Origin of the sequence: Limnohabitans sp. Rim47, from assembly GCF_001517545.1 — a bacterium.
Lineage (GTDB): Bacteria > Pseudomonadota > Gammaproteobacteria > Burkholderiales > Burkholderiaceae_C > Limnohabitans_A.
Window position 1 is genome coordinate 773,323 of the sequence record NZ_FBYA01000001.1, and the last position, 21,412, is coordinate 794,734.

At 51.9% G+C, this 21,412-nt stretch carries 24 protein-coding genes; 19 read left to right on the top strand and 5 right to left on the bottom strand.

Annotated features, from left to right (window positions below):
• Positions 1 to 13: 13 nt before the first annotated feature.
• The 3 genes from typA to BN3544_RS03545 are packed head-to-tail and all read left to right on the top strand — an operon-like array spanning position 14 to position 3,804.
• Positions 14 to 1,831 carry a translational GTPase TypA gene (gene typA, locus BN3544_RS03535; RefSeq protein ID WP_019428797.1) on the top strand — a complete coding sequence of 606 codons (1,818 nt, stop codon included), beginning with the start codon at positions 14 to 16 and terminating at the stop codon, positions 1,829 to 1,831.
• A gap of 13 nt (positions 1,832 to 1,844) precedes the next feature.
• Positions 1,845 to 2,729 carry a DMT family transporter gene (locus BN3544_RS03540; protein ID WP_026036445.1) on the top strand — a complete coding sequence of 295 codons (885 nt, stop codon included), beginning with the start codon at positions 1,845 to 1,847 and terminating at the stop codon, positions 2,727 to 2,729.
• Complete coding sequence (locus BN3544_RS03545) at positions 2,722 to 3,804, top strand: enoyl-CoA hydratase/isomerase family protein (protein WP_019428799.1); 1,083 nt, start codon at positions 2,722 to 2,724, stop codon at positions 3,802 to 3,804. The genes BN3544_RS03540 and BN3544_RS03545 overlap by 8 nt, the downstream gene beginning before the upstream one ends.
• 17 nt (positions 3,805 to 3,821) lie before the next feature.
• On the opposite strand, the gene smpB is transcribed toward BN3544_RS03545, so the two are convergent.
• On the bottom strand, positions 3,822 to 4,316 hold the full coding sequence (gene smpB, locus BN3544_RS03550; RefSeq protein WP_019428800.1) for an SsrA-binding protein SmpB: 495 nt from the start codon (positions 4,314 to 4,316) through the stop codon (positions 3,822 to 3,824).
• 94 nt (positions 4,317 to 4,410) lie between these two features.
• On the opposite strand from smpB, the gene BN3544_RS03555 reads away from it, so the two are divergent.
• The 7 genes from BN3544_RS03555 (at position 4,411) to BN3544_RS14060 (ending at position 11,968) form a co-directional block, all read left to right on the top strand.
• Entirely contained in the window at positions 4,411 to 4,851 is a 441-nt protein-coding gene (locus BN3544_RS03555; protein WP_026036446.1) for a type II toxin-antitoxin system RatA family toxin, read from the top strand.
• Positions 4,844 to 5,236, top strand: a complete 393-nt coding sequence (locus BN3544_RS03560) for an RnfH family protein (RefSeq protein WP_019428802.1) — start codon at positions 4,844 to 4,846, stop codon at positions 5,234 to 5,236. The genes BN3544_RS03555 and BN3544_RS03560 overlap by 8 nt, the downstream gene beginning before the upstream one ends.
• An 8-nt stretch (positions 5,237 to 5,244) precedes the next feature.
• Positions 5,245 to 6,153, top strand: coding sequence for a class I SAM-dependent methyltransferase (locus BN3544_RS03565; RefSeq protein ID WP_019428803.1), 909 nt, complete (start codon positions 5,245 to 5,247; stop codon positions 6,151 to 6,153).
• A gap of 96 nt (positions 6,154 to 6,249) precedes the next feature.
• Positions 6,250 to 7,719, top strand: coding sequence for an IMP dehydrogenase (gene guaB, locus BN3544_RS03570; RefSeq protein WP_019428804.1), 1,470 nt, complete (start codon positions 6,250 to 6,252; stop codon positions 7,717 to 7,719).
• A gap of 70 nt (positions 7,720 to 7,789) precedes the next feature.
• Positions 7,790 to 9,403 carry a glutamine-hydrolyzing GMP synthase gene (gene guaA / locus BN3544_RS03575; protein WP_019428805.1) on the top strand — a complete coding sequence of 538 codons (1,614 nt, stop codon included), beginning with the start codon at positions 7,790 to 7,792 and terminating at the stop codon, positions 9,401 to 9,403.
• Between the two features lie 160 nt (positions 9,404 to 9,563).
• Positions 9,564 to 10,850, top strand: coding sequence for a tyrosine-type recombinase/integrase (locus BN3544_RS03580; protein WP_019428806.1), 1,287 nt, complete (start codon positions 9,564 to 9,566; stop codon positions 10,848 to 10,850).
• A gap of 26 nt (positions 10,851 to 10,876) precedes the next feature.
• Complete coding sequence (locus tag BN3544_RS14060; RefSeq protein ID WP_081499338.1) at positions 10,877 to 11,968, top strand: FG-GAP repeat domain-containing protein; 1,092 nt, start codon at positions 10,877 to 10,879, stop codon at positions 11,966 to 11,968.
• A 112-nt stretch (positions 11,969 to 12,080) separates the two neighbouring features.
• Here BN3544_RS14060 and BN3544_RS03585 read toward each other — a convergent pair whose 3' ends face one another.
• A complete protein-coding gene (locus tag BN3544_RS03585; RefSeq protein ID WP_019428808.1) occupies positions 12,081 to 12,269 on the bottom strand; it encodes a hypothetical protein in 189 nt (62 codons plus the stop codon).
• A gap of 68 nt (positions 12,270 to 12,337) precedes the next feature.
• Positions 12,338 to 12,778, bottom strand: coding sequence for a DUF6641 family protein (locus BN3544_RS03590; protein WP_019428809.1), 441 nt, complete (start codon positions 12,776 to 12,778; stop codon positions 12,338 to 12,340).
• Between the two features lie 102 nt (positions 12,779 to 12,880).
• Here BN3544_RS03590 and BN3544_RS03595 point away from each other — a divergent pair, with 102 nt between their 5' ends.
• Together BN3544_RS03595 and BN3544_RS03600 are read left to right on the top strand one after the other, a co-directional pair.
• Positions 12,881 to 13,465: a hypothetical protein gene (locus tag BN3544_RS03595; RefSeq protein WP_019428810.1), complete on the top strand. Its 585-nt coding sequence runs from the start codon at positions 12,881 to 12,883 to the stop codon at positions 13,463 to 13,465.
• Positions 13,466 to 13,990: 525 nt separating this feature from the next.
• Positions 13,991 to 14,566, top strand: coding sequence for a tyrosine-type recombinase/integrase (locus tag BN3544_RS03600; RefSeq protein WP_019428811.1), 576 nt, complete (start codon positions 13,991 to 13,993; stop codon positions 14,564 to 14,566).
• On the opposite strand, the gene BN3544_RS03605 is transcribed toward BN3544_RS03600, so the two are convergent.
• Positions 14,558 to 14,941, bottom strand: a complete 384-nt coding sequence (locus tag BN3544_RS03605) for a helix-turn-helix domain-containing protein (RefSeq protein WP_019428812.1) — start codon at positions 14,939 to 14,941, stop codon at positions 14,558 to 14,560. The genes BN3544_RS03600 and BN3544_RS03605 overlap by 9 nt on opposite strands.
• A gap of 56 nt (positions 14,942 to 14,997) precedes the next feature.
• Positions 14,998 to 15,225, bottom strand: coding sequence for an H-NS family nucleoid-associated regulatory protein (locus BN3544_RS03610; RefSeq protein ID WP_019428813.1), 228 nt, complete (start codon positions 15,223 to 15,225; stop codon positions 14,998 to 15,000).
• A gap of 23 nt (positions 15,226 to 15,248) precedes the next feature.
• Between BN3544_RS03610 and BN3544_RS14235 the strand changes: the two genes are divergently transcribed.
• The 7 genes from BN3544_RS14235 to BN3544_RS03635 all read left to right on the top strand — a co-directional run bounded on the left by BN3544_RS14235 (position 15,249) and on the right by BN3544_RS03635 (position 21,396).
• Positions 15,249 to 15,893 carry a hypothetical protein gene (locus BN3544_RS14235; RefSeq protein WP_197409900.1) on the top strand — a complete coding sequence of 215 codons (645 nt, stop codon included), beginning with the start codon at positions 15,249 to 15,251 and terminating at the stop codon, positions 15,891 to 15,893.
• A gap of 6 nt (positions 15,894 to 15,899) precedes the next feature.
• Entirely contained in the window at positions 15,900 to 16,148 is a 249-nt protein-coding gene (locus tag BN3544_RS14240) for a hypothetical protein (protein WP_155820324.1), read from the top strand.
• Between the two features lie 269 nt (positions 16,149 to 16,417).
• Positions 16,418 to 16,813 carry a hypothetical protein gene (locus BN3544_RS03615; protein WP_155820326.1) on the top strand — a complete coding sequence of 132 codons (396 nt, stop codon included), beginning with the start codon at positions 16,418 to 16,420 and terminating at the stop codon, positions 16,811 to 16,813.
• A 26-nt stretch (positions 16,814 to 16,839) separates the two neighbouring features.
• Complete coding sequence (locus BN3544_RS03620) at positions 16,840 to 17,217, top strand: hypothetical protein (RefSeq protein WP_019428815.1); 378 nt, start codon at positions 16,840 to 16,842, stop codon at positions 17,215 to 17,217.
• 121 nt (positions 17,218 to 17,338) lie between these two features.
• The gene (locus tag BN3544_RS03625; RefSeq protein WP_231733897.1) at positions 17,339 to 18,037 is read left to right on the top strand and encodes a substrate-binding periplasmic protein; all 699 of its coding nucleotides are present in this window, start codon (positions 17,339 to 17,341) and stop codon (positions 18,035 to 18,037) included.
• Between the two features lie 121 nt (positions 18,038 to 18,158).
• On the top strand, positions 18,159 to 19,181 hold the full coding sequence (locus tag BN3544_RS03630) for an ABC transporter substrate-binding protein (protein WP_019428817.1): 1,023 nt from the start codon (positions 18,159 to 18,161) through the stop codon (positions 19,179 to 19,181).
• A 13-nt stretch (positions 19,182 to 19,194) separates the two neighbouring features.
• The gene (locus tag BN3544_RS03635; RefSeq protein ID WP_019428818.1) at positions 19,195 to 21,396 is read left to right on the top strand and encodes an ABC transporter permease; all 2,202 of its coding nucleotides are present in this window, start codon (positions 19,195 to 19,197) and stop codon (positions 21,394 to 21,396) included.
• The last annotated feature ends 16 nt before the right edge of the window (positions 21,397 to 21,412 follow it).

The window sequence follows — 21,412 nt, forward strand, 5'->3', positions numbered from 1 at the left end:
AGGAAGAGAAAGCATGACCAAGCAAATCCGCAACATCGCCATCATCGCCCACGTTGACCATGGCAAAACCACCATGGTTGACCAGCTGCTGCGCCAATCGGGCACATTCGCTGACCACGAAAAAATCGTGGATACCGTGATGGACAACAACGCCATCGAACGTGAGCGCGGCATCACCATTTTGGCCAAAAACTGCGCTGTGAGCTGGGAAGGAACCCACATCAACATCGTCGACACCCCCGGTCACGCGGACTTCGGTGGTGAAGTCGAGCGCGCCTTGTCCATGGTCGACGGCGTTGTCTTGTTGATCGATGCGCAAGAAGGCCCCATGCCACAAACCCGTTTTGTGACCAAGAAGGCCTTGGCCCTGGGTCTCAAGCCAATCGTTGTGGTGAACAAGGTCGACAAGCCCGGTGCAAACCCCGATAAAGTGGTCAATGCCGCTTTTGACTTGTTTGACAAACTCGGCGCGAACGACGAACAACTGGACTTCCCTGTGGTGTACGCCTCGGGTATCAACGGCTGGACATCGCTCGAAGAAGGTGCGCCTGGCGAGCAGTGGGGCCCCGATATGTCCGCCCTGTTCAACACCGTGCTCAAGCATGTGCCTGCGCAAAAAGGTGATCCAGCAGCACCTCTGCAATTGCAAATTTCCGCGCTCGACTTCTCGACTTTTGTCGGTCGCATCGGCGTGGGTCGCATCAGCCAAGGCACCATCAAGCCACAAATGGACGTGGTCGTCATGGAAGGTCCGGACGGCAAAGCCATCAAAGGCCGTGTCAACCAAGTGCTGAAATTCCAAGGTCTTGACCGTGTGCAAGTGACCGAAGCCGGTCCTGGCGATATCGTGTTGATCAACGGCATTGCCGAATTGAACATCGGTGTGACCGTGACCGACTCAGCCAATCCCGCACCGCTGCCGATGCTGAAGGTGGACGAGCCCACACTGACCATGAACTTTTGCGTGAACACCAGCCCATTGGCTGGCCGTGAAGGCAAGTTCGTCACCAGCCGTCAAATCTGGGACCGCCTGCAAAAAGAGTTGCAGCACAACGTTGCATTGCGCGTCAAAGAAACTGACGAAGAAGGTATCTTTGAAGTCATGGGCCGTGGTGAATTGCACCTGACCATCTTGCTGGAAAACATGCGTCGCGAAGGCTACGAAATGGCTGTGTCCAAGCCACGCGTGGTTTTCCGTGACGTCAATGGTGAGCGCCATGAGCCTATCGAGTTGGTGACTGCCGACATCGAAGAAACACACCAAGGCGGCGTGATGCAAGCTTTGGGCGAGCGCAAGGGCGAGTTGGTCAACATGGAACCCGATGGCCGTGGTCGTGTCCGTCTGGAATACCGCATTCCAGCACGTGGCTTGATCGGTTTCACCAACGAATTTTTGAACTTGACCCGTGGTTCCGGTTTGATCTCCAACATTTTCGACAGCTACGAGCCGCACAAAGGTGACATTGGTGGCCGTAAAAACGGTGTGCTGATCTCCATGGATGACGGTGAAATTTTCACCTACGCCCTGGGCAAGTTGGACGACCGTGGTCGCATGTTCGTCAAGGCGAACGATCCGGTGTACGAAGGCATGATTGTGGGTATCCACAGCCGTGACAACGACTTGGTCGTCAACGCCACACGCACCAAGCAACTGACCAACTTCCGTGTGTCCGGCAAAGAAGACGCGATCAAAATCACACCTCCAATCGACCTCACTCTGGAATACGGCGTTGAGTTCATCGAGGACGACGAGTTGGTCGAAATCACGCCTAAGAGCGTGCGTCTGCGCAAGCGTTTCCTGAAGGAAAGCGACCGCAAGCGCAACAAGTGATCGGCTGACGATCATGCGTTTAACGCACGGTTTGGCCGTTTGGACCATGGTGGGCGTGACCGCCCTGTGGTCCATGGCCGGCGTGGTGACAAGGCACCTGGAGCAAGCCCGCAGCTTTGAGGTCACCTTCTGGCGGAGCTTCTTCACTGTCGTTTCATTGCTGGTCATCCTGCCCTTATGGCAGGGCCGAAGTGTCTGGACACGGCTGCCTTTGCGCAGCCGTTATTTTTGGTTCTCCGGTTTGTGCTGGAGTGTCATGTTCACCGCGTTCATGGTGGCACTCACCTTGACGGCGGTGGCCAACGTGCTGATCACCATGGCGGTAGGACCTTTGCTCACTGCGCTGATCACACGGGTGTTTTTGGGACATCGTTTGCCCACTCGAACCTGGCTGGCCATTGTTCTGGCGGGCATCGGCATTGGCTGGATGTATGGCTCCCAGCTGAGTTTGGGCGATCCGAATTTCTTGCTTGGCTCCTTGGTGGCTTTGTGTGTGCCCATCGCGGGCTCGGTGCAGTGGACGCTGGTGCAAAAAAGCCAGAGCGAGGGGCAGAACCTGGACCTCGTACCCTCTGTCTTGTTAGGCGCACTCATTTCATCATTGCTGACACTGCCTTTGTCCATGCCGTTTCAGGCTTCGGCGCATGATGTGGGTTGGTTGGCCATTCTGGGTTTGTTCCAGTTGGCTATCCCTTGCGCTTTGTCGGTGGTTTGTGCCCGCGTGCTCAAAGCCCCGGAAGTGGCTTTGCTGGCCTTGCTCGAAATTGTTTTTGGCATTGCACTGGCTTGGTGGGGTGCCAATGAGGCTCCCCAATTGAGTGTGCTCTTGGGAGGTGCCCTGGTTTTGGGTGCCTTGCTTCTCAATGAATGGTTAGGCTGGAGACAAAACAATGTCTGATGTCATCGCGCAAATTGAAGGCCGTATCGGCTGCATCACCCTGAACCGACCCAAGGCACTCAACGCCTTGTCGCTGGAGATGGTTCGCGCCTTGACCCACGCGCTTTTGGCTTGGCAGGATGACCCGCAAGTGCTGGCTGTCGCGGTGCGCGGCACGGGCAAAGAAGGCCCCTTTGGTGCTTTTTGTGCAGGTGGCGATATTCGATATTTCCACCAAGCAGCACACGCTGGCGATGCTTCATTGGGTGATTTTTTTACCGAAGAGTACCGCCTTAATCACTTGATTCACACCTACACCAAGCCCTACATCGCCTTCATGGACGGCATCGTCATGGGGGGTGGCATGGGCATCAGCCAAGGTGCAAGTGTGCGTGTGGTGACCGAGCGCACCAAGATGGCCATGCCCGAGACCCATATCGGCTTGTTTCCGGATGTGGGCGGCGGCTATTTTCTGAGCCGTTGCCCAGGACGTTTGGGCGAATACTTGGGTCTCACTGGACACATGTTGGGGGGCGCTCAAGCTGTGGCCGCCAAGCTGGCTGACATCGCGTTGCCCAGTGGCATGCTCGAGCCGATCTGGCAAACCTTGATCAGCAGCCCTTTTGAAAACGCCGAGTCGGTGGAGCGTTGGGTGTTGGCTCAGTCAGGTGCTTTGACACCTGAAAAGCTTGCACCTCAGCCTCAAATTTACGAGGTATTTGGTTTGCCCAGCATCGCGGCCATGCTGACCAAGCTGGAATCAGGCACTGACGAATGGAGCCAGAAAACGGCCCATACCTTGCGCCACCGGTCACCCTTGATGTTGCATGTGGTGCTGGCGCAAATTCGCCGCGCTCGACAAATGAGTCTGGCCGACGACCTGCGCATGGAGCGCGACATGGTGCACCACTGCTTCCACCTGCGCGCCGTGGCAGACAGTGACACGGTCGAGGGCATTCGTGCCTTGGCGGTCGACAAGGACCACACCCCGAACTGGAAGCCTGCGCGGGTCGAAGAGGTGGATGCTGCCGAAGCCGCGCGTTTCTTTGTGAGCCCCTGGCCTTCTGATCACCACCCTTTGCGCGATTTAAGCTGATTGGTGGGCGTTGATGCTCAGCGGTCGCGGTGGCGGCTTTTCATGGCGCGTTCCACTTCTCGCTTGCCTTCGCGGTCCTTGATGGTGTCGCGTTTGTCGTGCTCAGCTTTGCCCTTAGCCAGGGCAATGTCGCACTTCACTTTGCCCGACTTCCAGTGCAGATTGATCGGCACCAGGGTGTAGCCCTTTTGTTCGATCTTGCCGATCAGTCGCTTGATCTCTTCCTTGTTCAGCAGCAGTTTGCGCGTGCGGGCGGCTTCGGGGCTGATGTGGGTTGAGGCGGTTTTGAGCGGGTTGATCAGGCAGCCGATGATGAACAATTCGCCGTTGCGAATGACCACATAGCCGTCGGTCAGTTGCACTTTGCCTTCGCGGATGGCCTTGACCTCCCAGCCCTCCAGCACCATGCCCGCCTCGTAGCGTTCTTCGAAAAAATAGTCGAAGGACGCTTTTTTGTTCTCGGCAATCTTGGCAAAAACGGGGGCAGCGGGAGACTTTTTTGTGGTGGCCATGGTAAGCAGATAAGGACGGGCTGGCCGTTCGCAAGAGTGTGCAGCCCGGCGATAAGCGAACAGGCAGATCGAAAAACTACAATCGGTGCATTGTATGAAGAATATCCACAAGTCCGTCCTCATCTGGTATGCCCCAGAGGAAATGTTTCGCCTCGTCACCGATGTGGCCCGTTACCCCGAGTTTTTGCCCTGGTGTGACCGCGCCAGCGTGCTCGAAACCGACGATCAAGGCATGGTGGCCGAAGTGGGCATCAGCCTGGCCGGCATCCAACAAACCTTTACCACCCGCAACACGCACGAAGAAGGGCGCTCGGTCGGCATGAGCCTGGTCAAAGGTCCGTTTTCCAACCTGAGCGGCACGTGGCGGTTTAGCCCTGTGGGCGATGGCACGCAGCGAGCCTGCAAGGTCGAGCTGGATTTGCAGTACGGTTTTTCCAGCAAGACCTTGGCCGCACTCGTGGGCCCTGTGTTTGACAAGATCGCAGCCAGCCTGGTCGATGCGTTTGTGAAACGCGCTGAAACGGTCTATGGCTGAACACACCCTTGCAGTCACGCTTTGCTGGAGCCTGGCGCCCCGTCACATTCAGGAAATGAGCCTGCGGGTGCCTGTCGGCAGCACCGTGGCGTCGGTGTTGGCTCAGGGCGTAGCCCAATGGCGGCAAAGCAAGGCCGTGGCCGATGAGAGCCTGGATGGATTGTCCGATGCCGCCCAATCTTCCTCCCTTGAATTTCAACAGCCCGGAATCTGGAGCCGTAAAGTGCCCTGGACTCAGCCCGTCCAAGACGGGGACCGGATTGAGTTGTACCGGCCTCTCAAAGTCGACCCCAAAGTCGCCCGCCGCCAGCGCTTCAAGCGCCAGGGCAAGGGGCGCACGGGCCTGTTTGCCAATCGCAAAAGCGGCTCGGCCGCCGGTTATTGAAACACGCCATGCAAGCCCTTTTGAACGCCATTGCCCAGATGCACAACACCGCCGATGCGCACCGGGTGTTCCATGGTCGCGGGGGTATGTACCCCGGCTGCGAGCAGTGGGCGCTGGACTGGTTTGCACCCGTGTGGGTGCTGACCAGCTTCAAGCCTGTGACCGATGATGAATTGACCCAGTGTCAAAGTGCACTGCAAGCCCGCTGGGACACATTGGCTCCGGGCGAACCACTCAATTGGGTTTTTCAGTGCCGTGCGACAGGTCAAACTGAAACCCGCCTTATGTCAGGCAGCGTGCCCGAACCGCATGTGGTGACCGAGCAGGGTGCACGTTATCTGGTGCATGTGATGCGCGGCCAAAACCACGGCCTGTTTTTGGACATGGCGAACGGCCGTGAATGGTTGAAGCACCACGCCAAGCACGAAAACATCTTGAATTTGTTTGCCTACACCTGCGCGTTTTCAGTGGCGGCTTTGCAGGGCGGGGCGGCGCAAGTGGTCAACCTGGACATGAGCCAGGCCGCTTTGGCCGTGGGGCAACAAAACCACCGCCTGAATGACCTGCCTGCTAAAGCCCGGTTTTTGGGGCATGACGTCTTCAAAACCTGGGGCAAGATCAGCAAGATGGGGCCTTATGGCGTGATCGTGATCGACCCGCCCAGCTACCAAAAAGGCAGCTTTATCGCCACCAAAGACTACATCAAACTGATCCGGCGCTTGCCCGATTTGCTGGAGCCGCAAGGCCATGTGCTGCTGTGTCTGAACGCCCCGGAGCTGGACACGCAGTTTTTGCACAGCCAGGTGGCCGAGGCCGCCCCGAGCTTGCGTTTTGTCGAGCGTCTGGCCAATCCTGCGGCTTTTGTCGACATCGACCCTGAAAAATCCCTCAAAGTGCTGCATTACCAAAACGCCTGATCCCTTTTTGCGTTTCGCACACCCCCATTTGAGGGAATTGGCGCGGGAAATCCCTTGGTCTGCGCGGGTACAATCCATTTTTTGGAGCCTTAGCTTATGCGCCTACTCGGTAAAGCCCTTACTTTTGACGACGTCCTCCTCGTCCCCGCCTACTCCCAAGTCCTGCCCAAGGACACGTCGCTTGCGACGCAATTCACCCGCAACATCCGCCTGAACCTGCCCCTGGTGTCTGCCGCCATGGACACGGTCACCGAAGCGCGTTTGGCCATTGCCATTGCGCAAGAAGGCGGCATTGGCATCGTGCACAAAAACCTCACGGCGCAAGAACAGGCCGCCCAAGTGGCCAAGGTCAAGCGTTACGAATCGGGCGTTTTGCGCGATCCGGTCGTCATCACCCCCGACACCACCGTGCGCCAAGTCATGGCCCTCTCCGACGAGTTGGGCGTGTCCGGCTTTCCGGTGTGCGATGGGCGTCAGGTGGTGGGCATCGTCACCGGCCGTGATTTGCGCTTTGAGACCCGCTATGACCAAAAGGTCAGCGAAATCATGACCCCGCGCGAGCGCCTGATCACCGTGCCCGAAGGCACGACTCCCGAGCAAGCCAAACACCTGCTCAACAAACACAAGCTTGAGCGCCTTCTGGTGATCAACGACGCCTTTGAGCTCAAGGGCCTGATCACCGTCAAGGACATCACCAAGCAGCTCAATTTCCCCAATGCCGCACGCGACGCCGCAGGCAAGCTGCGCGTGGGCGCCGCTGTGGGCGTGGGCGAGGGCACCGAAGAACGCGTCGAGGCACTGTCTCGCGCTGGCGTGGACGCCATCGTGGTGGACACCGCGCACGGCCACAGCAAAGGCGTGCTCGACCGCGTGCGTTGGGTCAAGCAAAACTACCCGCACATTGAAGTCATTGGCGGCAATATCGCCACGGGCGCTGCGGCCTTGGCCTTGGTTGAAGCCGGTGCCGACGGCGTGAAAGTGGGCATCGGCCCTGGCTCCATCTGCACCACCCGCATCGTGGCGGGCGTGGGCGTGCCGCAAATCATGGCCGTGGACAGCGTGGCCACCGCACTCAAAGGCACGGGTGTGCCCCTGATTGCTGACGGCGGCATCCGCTACAGCGGCGACATCGCCAAAGCCATTGCCGCAGGGGCTGGCACCGTGATGATGGGTGGCATGTTTGCCGGTACCGAAGAAGCGCCCGGTGAAATCGTGCTGTTCCAAGGCCGCAGCTACAAGAGCTACCGTGGCATGGGCTCCATTGGTGCCATGCAGCAAGGCAGTGCTGACCGCTATTTCCAAGAGTCCAGCACCGGCAACCCCAACGCCGACAAGCTCGTGCCCGAAGGCATTGAAGGCCGCGTGCCCTACAAAGGCTCGGTCGTTTCCATCATTTACCAAATGGCAGGCGGCTTGCGCGCCAGCATGGGTTACTGCGGCTGCGCCACCATCGAGGCCATGCACAACGAATCGCAGTTTGTGGAAATCACGGCTGCGGGCATCCGCGAAAGCCATGTCCATGACGTTCAGATCACCAAAGAAGCGCCGAACTACCGGGCTGATTAAAATCTGACTCTGACCACCAAGGCGTCTGCACCCCAGACGCCTTTTCATTTCTCAAAGAACGACGCCTGCCATGCAGCACTCCAAAATTCTGATCCTCGACTTCGGCTCGCAAGTCACCCAGCTGATCGCCCGCCGCGTGCGCGAAGCACATGTGTTTTGTGAAGTGCATCCCTGCGACGTGAGCAGCGACTGGGTGCGCGAGTACGCCAAAGACGGTAACCTCAAAGGCGTGATCTTGTCGGGCTCGCACGCCAGCGTCTACGAAGTGGATGACCGCGCACCCGATGCCGTTTTTGAGCTGGGTATCCCAGTTTTGGGCATCTGCTACGGCATGCAGACCATGGCCGAGCAATTGGGCGGCAAGGTCGAAGCTGGTCACACCCGCGAGTTCGGCTACGCCGAAGTGCGCGCCCATGGTCACACCGAATTGCTTAAGGGCATTGAAGACTTCGCCACGCCCGAAGGCCACGGCATGCTCAAGGTCTGGATGAGCCATGGCGACAAAGTCACCCAACTCCCCGAAGGCTTCAAGGTCATGGCCTCGACACCGGCTTGCCCCATTGCGGGCATGGCCGATGAGTCCCGCCACTTTTACGCGGTGCAGTTCCACCCTGAAGTCACGCACACCGTTCAAGGCCAGGCGCTGCTCAACCGGTTTGTGCTCGACATTTGCAAGGCCCGCCAAGACTGGATCATGGGCGACTACATCGAAGAAGCCGTTGCCAAGATCCGCGAGCAAGTCGGTGACGAAGAAGTCATCCTCGGCCTGTCTGGCGGTGTGGATTCCTCTGTGGCTGCTGCATTGATCCACCGCGCCATTGGCGACAAGTTGACCTGTGTGTTTGTGGACCACGGCTTGCTGCGCCTGAACGAAGGCGACATGGTCATGGACATGTTTGTCGGCAAGTTGCACGCGCACGTCATTCGCGTGGATGCCAGCGATTTGTTCCTGGGCAAGCTGACGGGTGTGAGCGAACCCGAAGCCAAGCGCAAGATCATCGGCGGCCTATTTGTCGATGTGTTCAAAGAGCAGGCTGCGAAACTTAAAGCGGGCGACGGCGGCCACAAGGGCGCGACCTTCCTCGCCCAAGGCACGATTTACCCCGACGTGATCGAGTCCGGCGGTGCCAAGAGCAAGAAGGCCGTCACCATCAAGAGCCACCACAACGTGGGCGGTTTGCCCGAGCAACTGGGCCTGAAACTGCTAGAGCCTTTGCGCGAGTTGTTCAAAGACGAAGTTCGCGAACTCGGTGTGGCCCTGGGCCTGCCGCGTGAGATGGTCTACCGCCACCCCTTCCCAGGCCCCGGCTTGGGCGTTCGGATTTTGGGCGAAGTTAAAAAAGAATACGCTGACCTGCTGCGCCGTGCGGACGCCATCTTCATCGAAGAGCTGCGCAACTTCACGGACGAATCCGGTAAAAGCTGGTACGACTTGACCAGCCAAGCCTTCACTGTGTTCTTGCCCGTGAAAAGCGTGGGCGTGATGGGCGATGGCCGCACCTATGACTATGTGGTGGCCTTGCGTGCGGTGCAAACCAGCGACTTCATGACCGCTGATTGGGCCGAGCTGCCCTATGCGCTGCTCAAGAAGGTATCGGGCCGCATCATCAACGAGGTGCGTGGCATTAACCGAGTGACCTACGACGTGTCATCGAAACCACCGGCGACGATCGAGTGGGAGTGACTTTTGTGAGCTAAGTTATTGATTTATATAGGTTTTCAACTTACACAAAAGTTTCACGCGACACGCTAAGTCGTTGCTTTTAAACGCTTTTGGGTTTACAGTTGCACAAAGAGTCGCACAGCGTTGCGGCTACTCAAAACTGTAGTTACCCAAAAGTTCGATGACACTCAAAAAACAAGAATTTAGTGACGACGAAATCCCAATTTTCGAGGATGCGTTAGTCTACAAACGCGGTGAATATTGGCAGATGCGTATGTGGCTCGCTAAGGAGCACAAGTACGCACGATTCAGCTTAAAAACGCGAAATAGAAGTACAGCAATAGACAAAGCCAAGCTCCACTATCACGAGCTTATGGCAGGGCAGTTACAAGGTAAAAGCTACTTTTCAATCACAACACGTATGGGTGTTGAAATGTACTTGGAGCACAGAAAGAAGGACGTTACAAACGGCTTCATTGTCAGCGGCAGGTACAACACTATCGCAACACATCTTAAGCACTGGCTCACATTTATTGGCAAAGATGTGAAGCTTAAGGAGCTTGAGCGTACAGATTGTGAAGATTATTTTGCCAGTCGCACAAAGACAAAGAAAAAAGAAACGATACGCATAAGTCAAACAACTGTTGAGAACGAGCAAAGTTCAGTCAACGCAATGATGGCGTGGCTTTACAAACACAAAGAAACATACATTGACGGCTTTGACTTTAAGAAGCTTAAAGCTGTTGACAAAGGCTCAGAGGCTAACAGACGAAATACTTTTACAGATGACGAAACTGCACGTTGGACAGTTGAGTTAAGCAAGTACATAAAGGAAGCAGAAAAGGACTGGTCAGAGCCAAATAACTTAGTCAAAGCTGTCTGCGGTTATTACTTGGGCTTCTCGCTGATTACAGGCTTAAGGCGTGGCGAACAGCTACAGCTTAAGTGGAGTGACATTGAAGATATGGAACACACAGAAGCAAGAGGCAATGGCTTTGACTTGATTAAAGTTACGGTACGTGGAGAGACAAGTAAAGTTAGAAAGACACGTCAGTTTGTAGTTAAGGATTCTGTGTACTTGAAAGGCTTGATTGAACTAACACGACGGAGGCATAAAGAAAAGATAGCAGAGCCTAAGCTATATGAGTTGGTTAAGGATGAACTGATGTTCAGTACTAACGGCAAGACAGCAATTACAGCAAGAGCAATTGGGATTCATTTTGATAAGTTAGTTGCCTTAGCTAAGATTCCTAACTCAGATAAGCGTGGTTTAGTTCCTTACAGCTTGAGGCATTACTTCATAACTCAACGTGTCAACAGTAACTTGCCACCTGCGTCAGTAGCAGAGATGTGCGGTACGAGCATCACTCAAATTGAGAAGACTTATTACCACACAACAGAAGCGAAGATGATTAGCAACGCTTTGGCAGATTACGAGTACAAAGACGGGATGCTGATTCCTAAGTAAATTTTAATCAATGAAAGAGGCAAATAATGACTGATTTTAAAAAGTTGATTTTCTTGTTTTTGGTAGTTTATTTAAATTGTACGAATGCCAATTCATTTGACAAGATAAGCTCCTATCAGAACGCCAAGCATCCACCTTTCTATTCTGAAACATTTCCTCTTGACTCTTGGGGGCGTACGCCATTATTGGCGGAGGCAAGAGCATTTTTTAAATATAGCGATGGAAATAATGGCTTGCTTGCAAATGAGCATGGGTATCAAACGCATAATCACACATTGCAACAAGCAAAATCTGGAATAGTAAATTTTTATGTGATGAAGAATTCAGAGTGGCTGAAAGCAGATGTGAAAATAAATTACAAAGCAGAGACATGTATCCATGCTCGAAAAATAGTTTCTGCTGATTTTAATAATGACAATGTAATTGATTTTGCATTTATGTGTCAGGGATATGATGCAATGCCATTTCCAGGTGAAAAGATGAAGATTTTATTGAGTAAATCTTCTAATGAATATGATTTTCAAGTTTTGCACGATGATGTGGATTTTTATCATGGAGGCGCAAGTGAAGATTTTAACGGAGATGGGTTGCCTGATTTACTAGTAGGTACAATGAATAGCCCTAAACTCTATATGAACTTAGGAGATGGCAAGTTCAAATATGATAGGACTTTTAGTCAAATCAAGCGTGCATTTTCAATTGAACTAGTAGATGTAAATAATGATGGAAAATTCGACGTTATATCTGGTGCGCATGAGTGGGAAACGCCCACAACTATATATTTTAATAATGGTAAAAATGAGTTTTCATATTTTGGCGGGTTAACTATTCCGCCCGTGTCTGGTGCTGGCAATGTTTTGGATTTTATACAGTCCAAAAATGACAACTGCTTATATGTAATGCGGACTGGCGGAGAAAAAGGCAATAGAGCAATTTGGTATAGAGGTGTTTTCATCCAAAAGTTATGTGGTAAAAATTCTGAAGTAATTTACGAGAATAAAGATTGGGTGGACCCAACTCGAAAAAGTTATAAATTTACATCAATGCGATGGATGATTGAGTCTGAAGGTGCGCTCATATCAGACTGGGGTGGTTTCCTTAAAATTCCCCTTAAGTAAATGCTTAATGGCACCAATAAACACGTCAAAAAAGCCCTACAGCGGGGTTTAAAAAGACAGACAAACCGTGTCGCAAACGGAAAAGAAAACGACAGCTTGTATGGTGCCTACATCAAAGCTTAATTGACTTAAAAGCGAGAGCAGAAACGGTGTCTCTCGCTTTTGCAAGTTTTTGACGTTCTCTCTCTGCCTTTAAGTTTTTAGCTGCCGCATCCTTCGTTTTTTTGAGTGCTTCAATTCGTGCCTTTTCAGGCGTCATAGGTCCAACTGGTTTGATACCTTTAAGTTCATTTATAGTCATAAGAAAGATCCATTCAAAATTACTTATCAGTAATCTTAAATGGAGCTATTTGGAATCTTAAAATAACTTTATTTGGTGAATCCCGCTTTGAGTTTATCGCTTGCTTGGGCGATAGCATCATCTAATTCACCAGCTATAACAGCATCTTTCAGCGTTACCAATGTTGCAAGCAACTCATCGCCAGAGTTCAATTCAATAGCGTTCTTGCCTTTAGCCAGTTCCAGTGTCTTGCTTCCGTAGCGAACTGACAGATGAATTTTTCCAGCACTGTTCGTCCAATACCATTCCTTAATACGCTTAGTTGCTTCAACTGTTTTACGCTCGCCAGTGGCTTTGTCGATGACGTTTTTTAGCCGTTTTGGAGCATAAATCTGTCCATCTCGCTGAGCAGTTGCAAACAGTAATTGCTCATCAATTTTGCCAGCAAGCTTGTTCCTGCGAGCAACGATTGGGCTAACGATACGTTCCTTTTTGCTGGATACCAGCTTAAGCTTTGCAATGACTGTCATATATCACCTTTTTGGTTGTTAAAAGCTAAACTATATAACCAAAATGTCTATAGGACAACCTGAAAAACCATCTCCTTTTCTTTGGTTTGCATAAATAAACGTATGAGCAAATTACAGGAACTACAAGAAAGATGCCAGCAAAAGGGCTATGACAGGCTGTCACGCAGGCAGGTGCTTGCTGATTGGCTTGGCAAGGGCTGCGAGAAGCGTTTTGACATGGGTTTGACGCTGATGCCCAAAAAGGTGCATCACAAGCAGAAATCAGCTCGCTACGGGATGAAAAACACACAAGTTCTGCGTCACTTAAACAGCAGTGAGCTTGTAAGCGCCAGCAATAGATTTGTTGAGCTTTTAAACAGGCTCATTTACAAGCAAGCGTACAAACGCTTCAACAAGCGTTTGGACATTGTGATGGTGACGGAGGGTGAACAAGAGCTGATTGACTTACACACACACTTTGCCATTCGAAAGCCAGAGCAGATGCCAATAAAGCAATTTGTTAGGGCTGTGCATAAAGCAATTGAGTTAAGTGGCGACTTTGAAATTACAAATCCAAACTATGTCGCAGACGCAGATATTTTGGTAGACAAATACAGATACAAACTCGACTTGATTGACGAGGGTTGGCTCACATACATCACAAAGAAACTGGACGGTAAAGATATGAAAAATCTTTACCTGCCGTAGTTAAGCATTCCTGTCCCAGTGACGCTTGCGGTTGATGGTTGAAAGCATAGAAATATGCTTAATGGCGTAGCTATGTCTAAAACAAAAATCAAACAAGCAATCAAACACACAAACAATGAAACTTAACTAAAGTACTAGAGCAAACACTCAAACAATGAGCAGTACACATCATATTTGAACAGCTATAAAGCAAATCAAAAGCAGTAGGGCAGAACTGACACGCTAAAACAAGCTACAAACGCTTAAAAGCACTGAGCGAAGCATTGGGTAGCTGGCACAGTGAAAAACAGCGTGTAGGGCTTGTACAGCGTAAGCAGGCTTGGTCGCAAAAATCCCACATTAAAACCAATAAATAAAGAACCAAAGCTTTTATGTATTAGCTTTGGTTTTTTCGCATTCACACGCTAAGTCGTTGAAATCATTAAGGAAAACAACTTGAACCAACAAAGCCAAAAACAGGTAGGAATTAAGAAACAAAGAATTTATGCTTTAGACATTGAAAAGCTTACATTTAGGAGAGCACTTATGTCCAAGCAAGCAAAAACACTTTCAGCACAAGAAATCCGTCGTGTGCTGGACTACGTAGCAACACGCAAGCACAGCGAGCGTAATCGTGCGATGTTGTTGACGATGTACTACGCAGGACTGCGTGTTAAGGAGTGCGCGGCTTTGCGCTATGAAGACGTAATTGACGGGGAGGGCAAGATTAGGGCTGAAATCCGCTTAACGCCAGAACAGACAAAGGGCAGCAAAGCAGGGACGGTATTTGTCAGCGACAAGCTACGCAAAGAACTTCAAGCGTATGTTAAATCAGTGCCGCCAAAGGCACCCACAGACAAACTGTTCTATTCACAAAAGCGTCCGCAAGATGGATGGAACAGCAACACGCTTTGCCAATTCTTCCATCACTTGTTTAAAAGTGTAGGCATTGAGGGTGCGTCAAGCCACAGCCCAAGACGCACGCTAATCACCAATTTGGCAGACAAAGGCGTCAGCGTTAGGGTGTTACAAAGCATCGCAAGGCACGCGAATATCTCAACTACACAGGCTTACATAGACGTTAACGATGCAATGAAGCGCAAGGCGATTGAGTTAGTTTAATAAGTCAATCTTCTTTAGTTTAATTCCAATAAATTCACTGATGTCGCGGACATATTGAGCACGAGTAAGTTCATCCATTTTTCCGTAAGGATATTTAGAATTTACTGTTGCTTCAGCTTCTTTAAAATCCAAAAACATAAATGCCACATCTGGGTGCCATTTGTGTCCATTTTTAAGAACTTGAAGCATCACCTCTTGTCCGTCAGTTAATTTTTCATAGTCTGAATCAGGCAGTCGATAAAATTTAATTTTTTTAGAGACTGTTTTGTTGTAATAGCCACGTTCAACACAAATTTCCCTGATTAGTTCAGTGAATTCTTTATTGAATGTATCAGGCGTAAATCCAAGATATGAGGTTATGTCTTGTTCACTCATGCGTGAACCTATAACTGTTGCTTGTTGTGCCTTAATCATAGCTAATTAAGCAATTATTATTTTGCAGTTTTCTTAGCCGTCGTCTTCTTCGCCGCACGTGTACCGTTGGGGCTACGCTTAGCACGTGTTGCAAGCACACCTTTGAAGTCTGACGTTTTGAAGCCATAGAGCTTGATGTCAGCTTTCATCTTCGCAAGAACATTGGCACGTTCTGCGCTGATGGCAGAGGCACGTTCCGCTTCCAGCTTGGCGATTTGTGCGTTGATTTCGTCTACACGTGACATTGAGGACTCCTTAGGTGCTGAGATTGACAATTGCTAACTCCTCTCATATCATAGAAGCAACCAACCTACATGTCAAAACGGCTGCTGTTATGCTCAAATTTAAGTCTCATCTAACCTTTCTCATTGTCTATCTTTGTGCTTTCGCAAGTACCTCCGTATTAGGACAAGATAAAATTTACCTTCGTTGTGAAGGTGCCGCTAAGGTTGGTCCATCTGTTAATATAAACATCACTAAAAATGAGAGCGATAAATTCTTTAAAATAAAGCCCATGACGTTAATTGTTACAATAGCTGACGGATTTATTACGGTTAATAATGATTATGAGTTTAAAAACATACCTTCTGTTTTTTCTGATCCAAGCAACGATCATTTGTTTGAGTATGGTGGTTTAGAGGTAAAGGATACATATTATCGTGGTAGCTACACACGTGAACGCTATAAGAAGTTCAAAGATGATGAAAAATACTCAATTGAACGAAGCTTATATTCTTATACACGAAGGTTTATAGTGCTCGATAGAGTTGATGGAAGTTTTTCTTGGCATCATACAATATATGGCTTTAGTAGCTGGATTAACGATTTGTTGCCTTCCAGAGTTCGCGATATGTATGTAAATCTTGAGATTGAAGGCAAGTGTGTTAAAGAGGCAAAGAAAATTTTATTTTGATTTACTATGACACATATTTTAGGTGCCGTCACATGGAATAAAGCAATTTTTTATGGTTTTTACATCAAAGATAATGAAATTATCTTGTTGCTTGATGATGGAACTTACAGGAGAATGAAACTAATTAATTGGGAAGATTCATATCCTCTAACCTTGAAAAATTTATTTTTATTAAAATCAGGTGATTCCATCCAGTATGGAACTTGGAATGGTTATGAGTCAAAAATTTGGTTTTGTGATGTGAGGCGAATTTGACTTTTATAATTGCTACACATTGTGTATCCAAATTTTTGCTTAAGCCTTGATTTTCAATACTTTAAGCAAGCCTTATCTACTTCCTGAATGCCCTCAAACTCACACAAAACTTACACACGCAAAATCAGTCCATGCAAGCTATTGATTTTATTAGGGTTTTTACCTGTGTATGTATTGAGTGGGAATGAGTTTTTAAACCTTTAGTAGCTAGAAAGCGCATTTTTTTGCGCTTAGCTTCAGATCCGAATCACACGATCTTTTTGTAATAGTTGAACGCCGGAATTGCGCTATTTGTTGGTAATAAAATACGCATTTCCCCGTTTGGCTTGGGCATGAATCGTTTGGCGTGTTTTCTATTGAGTTTTGCATCCTCTTTGGTGTGTGCTCAGCCGCGCGACTTGTTGTTGGACTTCTCGGTTGTCGTCCCGCCCGAAGTTGACAAACAACAGATCGTGCAGCCGCAGCTTCATTGGCTGATCAAGCCAAACGCCCCTGAGCATTGCGAGCAAATCAAAGGCCACGACGGTTTTGCGGTCTGGCAAGAGGGCTGCGTTTTCTGGACTCGTGTGCCAGCAACTTGCACGATTGTGACCACCGGGCGCACGACCCATTCACAGATAGGTCGTTTGTTTTTGTTGTGTTTGAGCGCAGGAGAGCCTGCATGATTTGCTCACGGTGTTGTTGGATCAGCATGGTTTTTTTGGGTGGCTTATTTGCTTTGATGCCGCCTGTCTTGCTGGCCCAAACTCAGGACGTCAATCAGTTGCCGGGTGCCATCTTGTTGCGCAAATTTCTTCCGCCCATGGTGGATCGCATGCGTTTTGAGCCATTGCTGCCAGAGCAGCGCATGCTCAATGAGCCCAAAGTAAAACTCTTGGTCCGCAAGGATGGCTATGAATTTTGCTCACGCATCACAGGGGTCCCGATCAGTCCTGCCTCTCGTCCCATGGCCTGTGCATACTGGAACGTCTTACGCAAAGAGTGCACGGTCATCACGCCCGAAGTGACGGGCTATAACTATGTAGGGCACGAAGTCCGTCATTGCTTTGAGGGGGCTTTTCATGATTGATTCATGTGCGCCTCCAATGTCTCGAGAGTCTGTCAATCGAAGGCGTGAATGGCTGAAAAAGGCCTTGCTTTTGGCCTGTTCGGGCAGGTTGTTGGCGGCCCAGGCGCAAGACAAACCGCTCATGCGCGTGGGTTTTATTGCCCGCTATCAGCCGTATAGTTTTTTGCAGACCGATGGTGGTTTGACGGGTTTTGATGTGGAGGTGGTCAGTTTGTTGCTGAGCGCATCAGGCCTTGCCATGGTGCCAGTGACCGATACCTTGACCAACTTGCGCAAAAAACTGCAAAGCGGCGACATTGACTTTATTGGAAATCAACTGCTGGTTACGCCAGAAAATCGGCGCTATTTTGATTTTATAAAGTCTTATGCCACGATTCAGTTGGTGAGTGTGCTGCATGAGAACGATGAGCGCGATCTGATGAGTCTCGATGATTTTTTGGGAAAGAAGCTGGGTGTGCTGGCCAACACCGGCATTGCTGCCCAAGCCCGAGGGGCTCTGGGTCATTCAGTGCAGACTTTTGAGCGCATTGAAGATGCTTTTCGTGCATTGGCTGATCGCAAACTCGATGCTGTACTTGAAGAAAACCTGATTGCCGATTACCACATAGAAAAAGGCAACTTGCCGCTCAAGGTGGGCGCTCCTTTTGCGGCGCCCCTTCGTGTGGGCCTGGCTGTTGCAAAAGGCAATAAGGGCCTTGAACAGCGCTTGTCCTTGGGTGTACAAACCCTCGTCAACGACAAAAACTTCAAAGCGATTTCGATGCGCTGGTTTGGTTACGATGTCAGCCGGCCCAGGGTGTCTCACGCCTCTGGAAATTAAATCGTTTGACGCGGCCGGCAGTGTCTGGATTGTGCAATGCCCGCGTTGACATCCGGGTGTTTCTACTCTCTGTCTACCTGCGTTTTACCTGCACAATGTTTTGATCTTGAAGGAAACTTTTATGAGCTTGTTTAAATTAGTCCCCTTGTTGGCCGTTTTGGTGAGCAGTGCCCAAGTGCAGGCACAAAACCGTGAAGTCAACATCATCTGTTCCGCCCAAGCCGCCTGGTGCAGCATGATCGCTGTCACATTTGAAAAGAGCCAGGGCATCAAAGTCAATATGACGGCCAAGGGCTCGGGCGAGGCCATTGCGCAATTGACCGCTGAAAAGGCCAATCCCAAGACCGACATCTGGTTTGGTGGCACGGGCGATCCGCACTTGCAGGCCGCCGAGCAAAACCTGAGCCTCGAATACAAGTCGCCCACACTGCCCAAATTGCATGACTGGGCGCAAAAGCAGGCTGCACAATCGGGCTTCAAAACAGTGGGCATTTATTCTGGCCCCTTGGGTTTTGGCTACAACACCGAATTGCTGGCCAAGAAAAAAATGCCGGTGCCCAAGACTTGGGGTGATCTGCTTAAACCTGAATACAAAGGCGAAATTCAGTCGGCCAACCCGGCCTCAAGCGGCACGGCTTACACCATGATCGCTACGCTGGTTCAACTCATGGGCGAAGAAAAAGCCTTTGAATACCTCAAGAACCTGCACAAGAACATTGGCACCTACACCCGCTCGGGCACTGGCCCCATCAAGGCCGTGGCACGGGGCGAGACGGCTGTGTCGATCAGCTTTGTGCATGACGGCCCAGGCGAAAAAGCCCAAGGTTTTCCCATTGAAACCATTACCCCGGCCGATGGTACGGGGGCCGAGATTGGCTCCATGTCCATCGTGCGCGGCAGCCGCAATCTGGAAGCCGCTAAGAGGTTTTACGAGTGGGCCTTGACGCCGGCAGCACAAGAGTTGGCCGCAGCGACCTTGCAATTTCAGTTGCCGTCCAACAAGGCGGCCAAGGTCGATCCGCGTGTGCCGGACTTCCGCAAAATCAAAATGATCGACTACGACTACGCCAAATATGGCCAGACGGCAGAGCGCAAGCGCTTGATTCAGCGTTGGGAAAAAGACGTCAACACTCTGCCGCGTTGAGTGAGAAACTGAGATGAATCCAGCGCTGCGTTTGCAGCGCGCTTTGCAAGGCTGGGTGCTTTTGGGCCTGCTGTGCTTTGCGCTGCTGCCTTGGTATTTTCTGCAACAAATGTCCCTGATGGACGCTTTGCCTGGCATCTGGGCAGGCGCCGAAACGGCCAGCGGCTGGGTGCAGGCGAGCGGGCATGGACGGCCTTGGCTGTGGTCGGGATTGGCGGGCTTGCTGGTTTGCGGGCTGGCTGTGCTGGTGCCTTGGACTGCCCGCACGCAAGGCTGGCTGTTGTTGCTGGGCAGCCTGATCGGTTTGCTGGGCTTGCTGGGCAGCGGGTTTGCCATTGGGGCCACAGGCTGGACCTTTGAATCACTCACCACGCTGTGGGGCGACTTGCCCATAGGCCAATACGGCATGGGCTGGGGCGCTGCCCTGGTGTTGTTCAGCCTGGTGGTGTTGCTGGGCGCCGCGCTGGCCCGACTGGGTGCATTTCGGGGTGATGTGTTTGTGGCCTCAGCCGTGGTGTTGTGCAGCGCCTTGCTCGCGCTGTTTGTGGTGTACCCGGTGCTGCGCTCGCTGGTGGCCGCCTGGGTGGACGACACTGGCGCTTATGCTTGGACGCATTTGCTCGAACGGGTGGCCACTGAACGGGTTTGGGGCCTTGGCTGTGTGCAAGGGGCAGGGCGCTGCGGTGTGGCCTGGAACACCTTGTGGCTGGCGCTCATCACCGCCACTGGCACCACGGTCATGGGCACCTTGTTGGCGTTGTGGGCCGAACGTGGCAGCACGCGTCTGGCCAAGCCACTCAACATTTTGGCAATGCTGCCCATCATCACACCGCCGTTTGTGGTGGGTCTGGGCTTGATTTTGTTGTTTGGCCGTGCGGGCCTTTTCAATCAGGCGCTTGAATGGGCTTTTGGCGTTGAGCCGGGCCGCTGGTTTTACGGCGTGTTCGGTATCTGGCTGGCGCAGATGTTCGCCTTCACGCCGATTGCTTTCATGATCATGCGCGGCGTGGTGCAGGGCGTGAGCCCCAGCATGGAAGAGGCCGCGCAAACCCTGCGTGCCAGTCGCATGCAAACCTTCTGGACGGTGACTTTGCCCTTGCTCAAGCCCGGCCTGGCTAACGCATTTTTGGTGGGCTTCATCGAGAGCATGGCCGACTTTGGCAACCCCATCATCGTGGGCGGGCAGTATGCGGTGCTGTCCACCGAAATCTTTTTTGCCATCGTGGGCGCGGCCCTTGACCCCGGCATGGCAGCGGCGTTGGCGTTGGTGTTGACTGGTTTTGCGTTAGCGGTGTTTTTTGTTCAGCGCCATGTACTGGCTGGCAGCAGCTTCACCACGGTCTCGGGCAAGGGCGACGCAGGCGTTTCCATGGCTTTGCCGCCCGCCGTGTTGCGGGTGTGCCGCAGCATCGCAGGGCCATGGTTGTTGTTCACTGTGGTGGTGTACCTGTTTGCCTTTGCGGGTGGTTTTGTGCAGACCTGGGGGCGCGACTTCACGTTCACCTTGGTGCACTTCAAAACTGCTTTTGATGTTCAGTTGGGCGAGTTTGGTTGGGTGTTTGCAGGCACCGCCTGGAAGTCGCTGTTCACCACGCTCAGCCTTTCTGCCATGGCCGCGCCGATTTGTGCGGGCTTGGGCTTGCTGATGGCTTGGTTGCTGGCACGCACCGAGTTTCGGGGCAAGGCGGCGTTCGAGTTCTCTGCGTTGCTGACCTTTGCCATTCCGGGCACGGTGCTGGGCGTGAGCTACATCCTGGCCTTTAATGTGCCGCCGGTGGAGCTGACGGGCACCGGCTTGGTCATCGTGCTGTGCTTTGTGTTTCGCAATTTGCCGGTGGGCGTGCGGGCGGGTACGGCGGCCTTCAAGCAGCTGGACCGCTCGCTCGACGAAGCCTCGCAAATGCTGCGGGCCAGCACACTCACCACGCTGCGCCGAGTGGTGCTGCCGCTGATCAAGCCTGCGCTGGTGGCCGCATTGGTCTACAGCTTTGTGCGCTCCATGACCACGGTATCGGCGGTGATCTTTTTGGTCACGGCGCAGTACGAGCTGGCCACCACTTACATCATTGGTCGCGTGGGCAATGGCGACTACGGCGTGGCGCTGGCCTATTGCACCGTGCTGATGCTGCTCATGTCTGCCATCACCTGGGGCATTCAAAAGTTGGTGGGCCAGCGGCAATTGGGCCGCCGAAGCGCTGCATCCACCCCGGCTTGAAACAAGGACTTAAAGC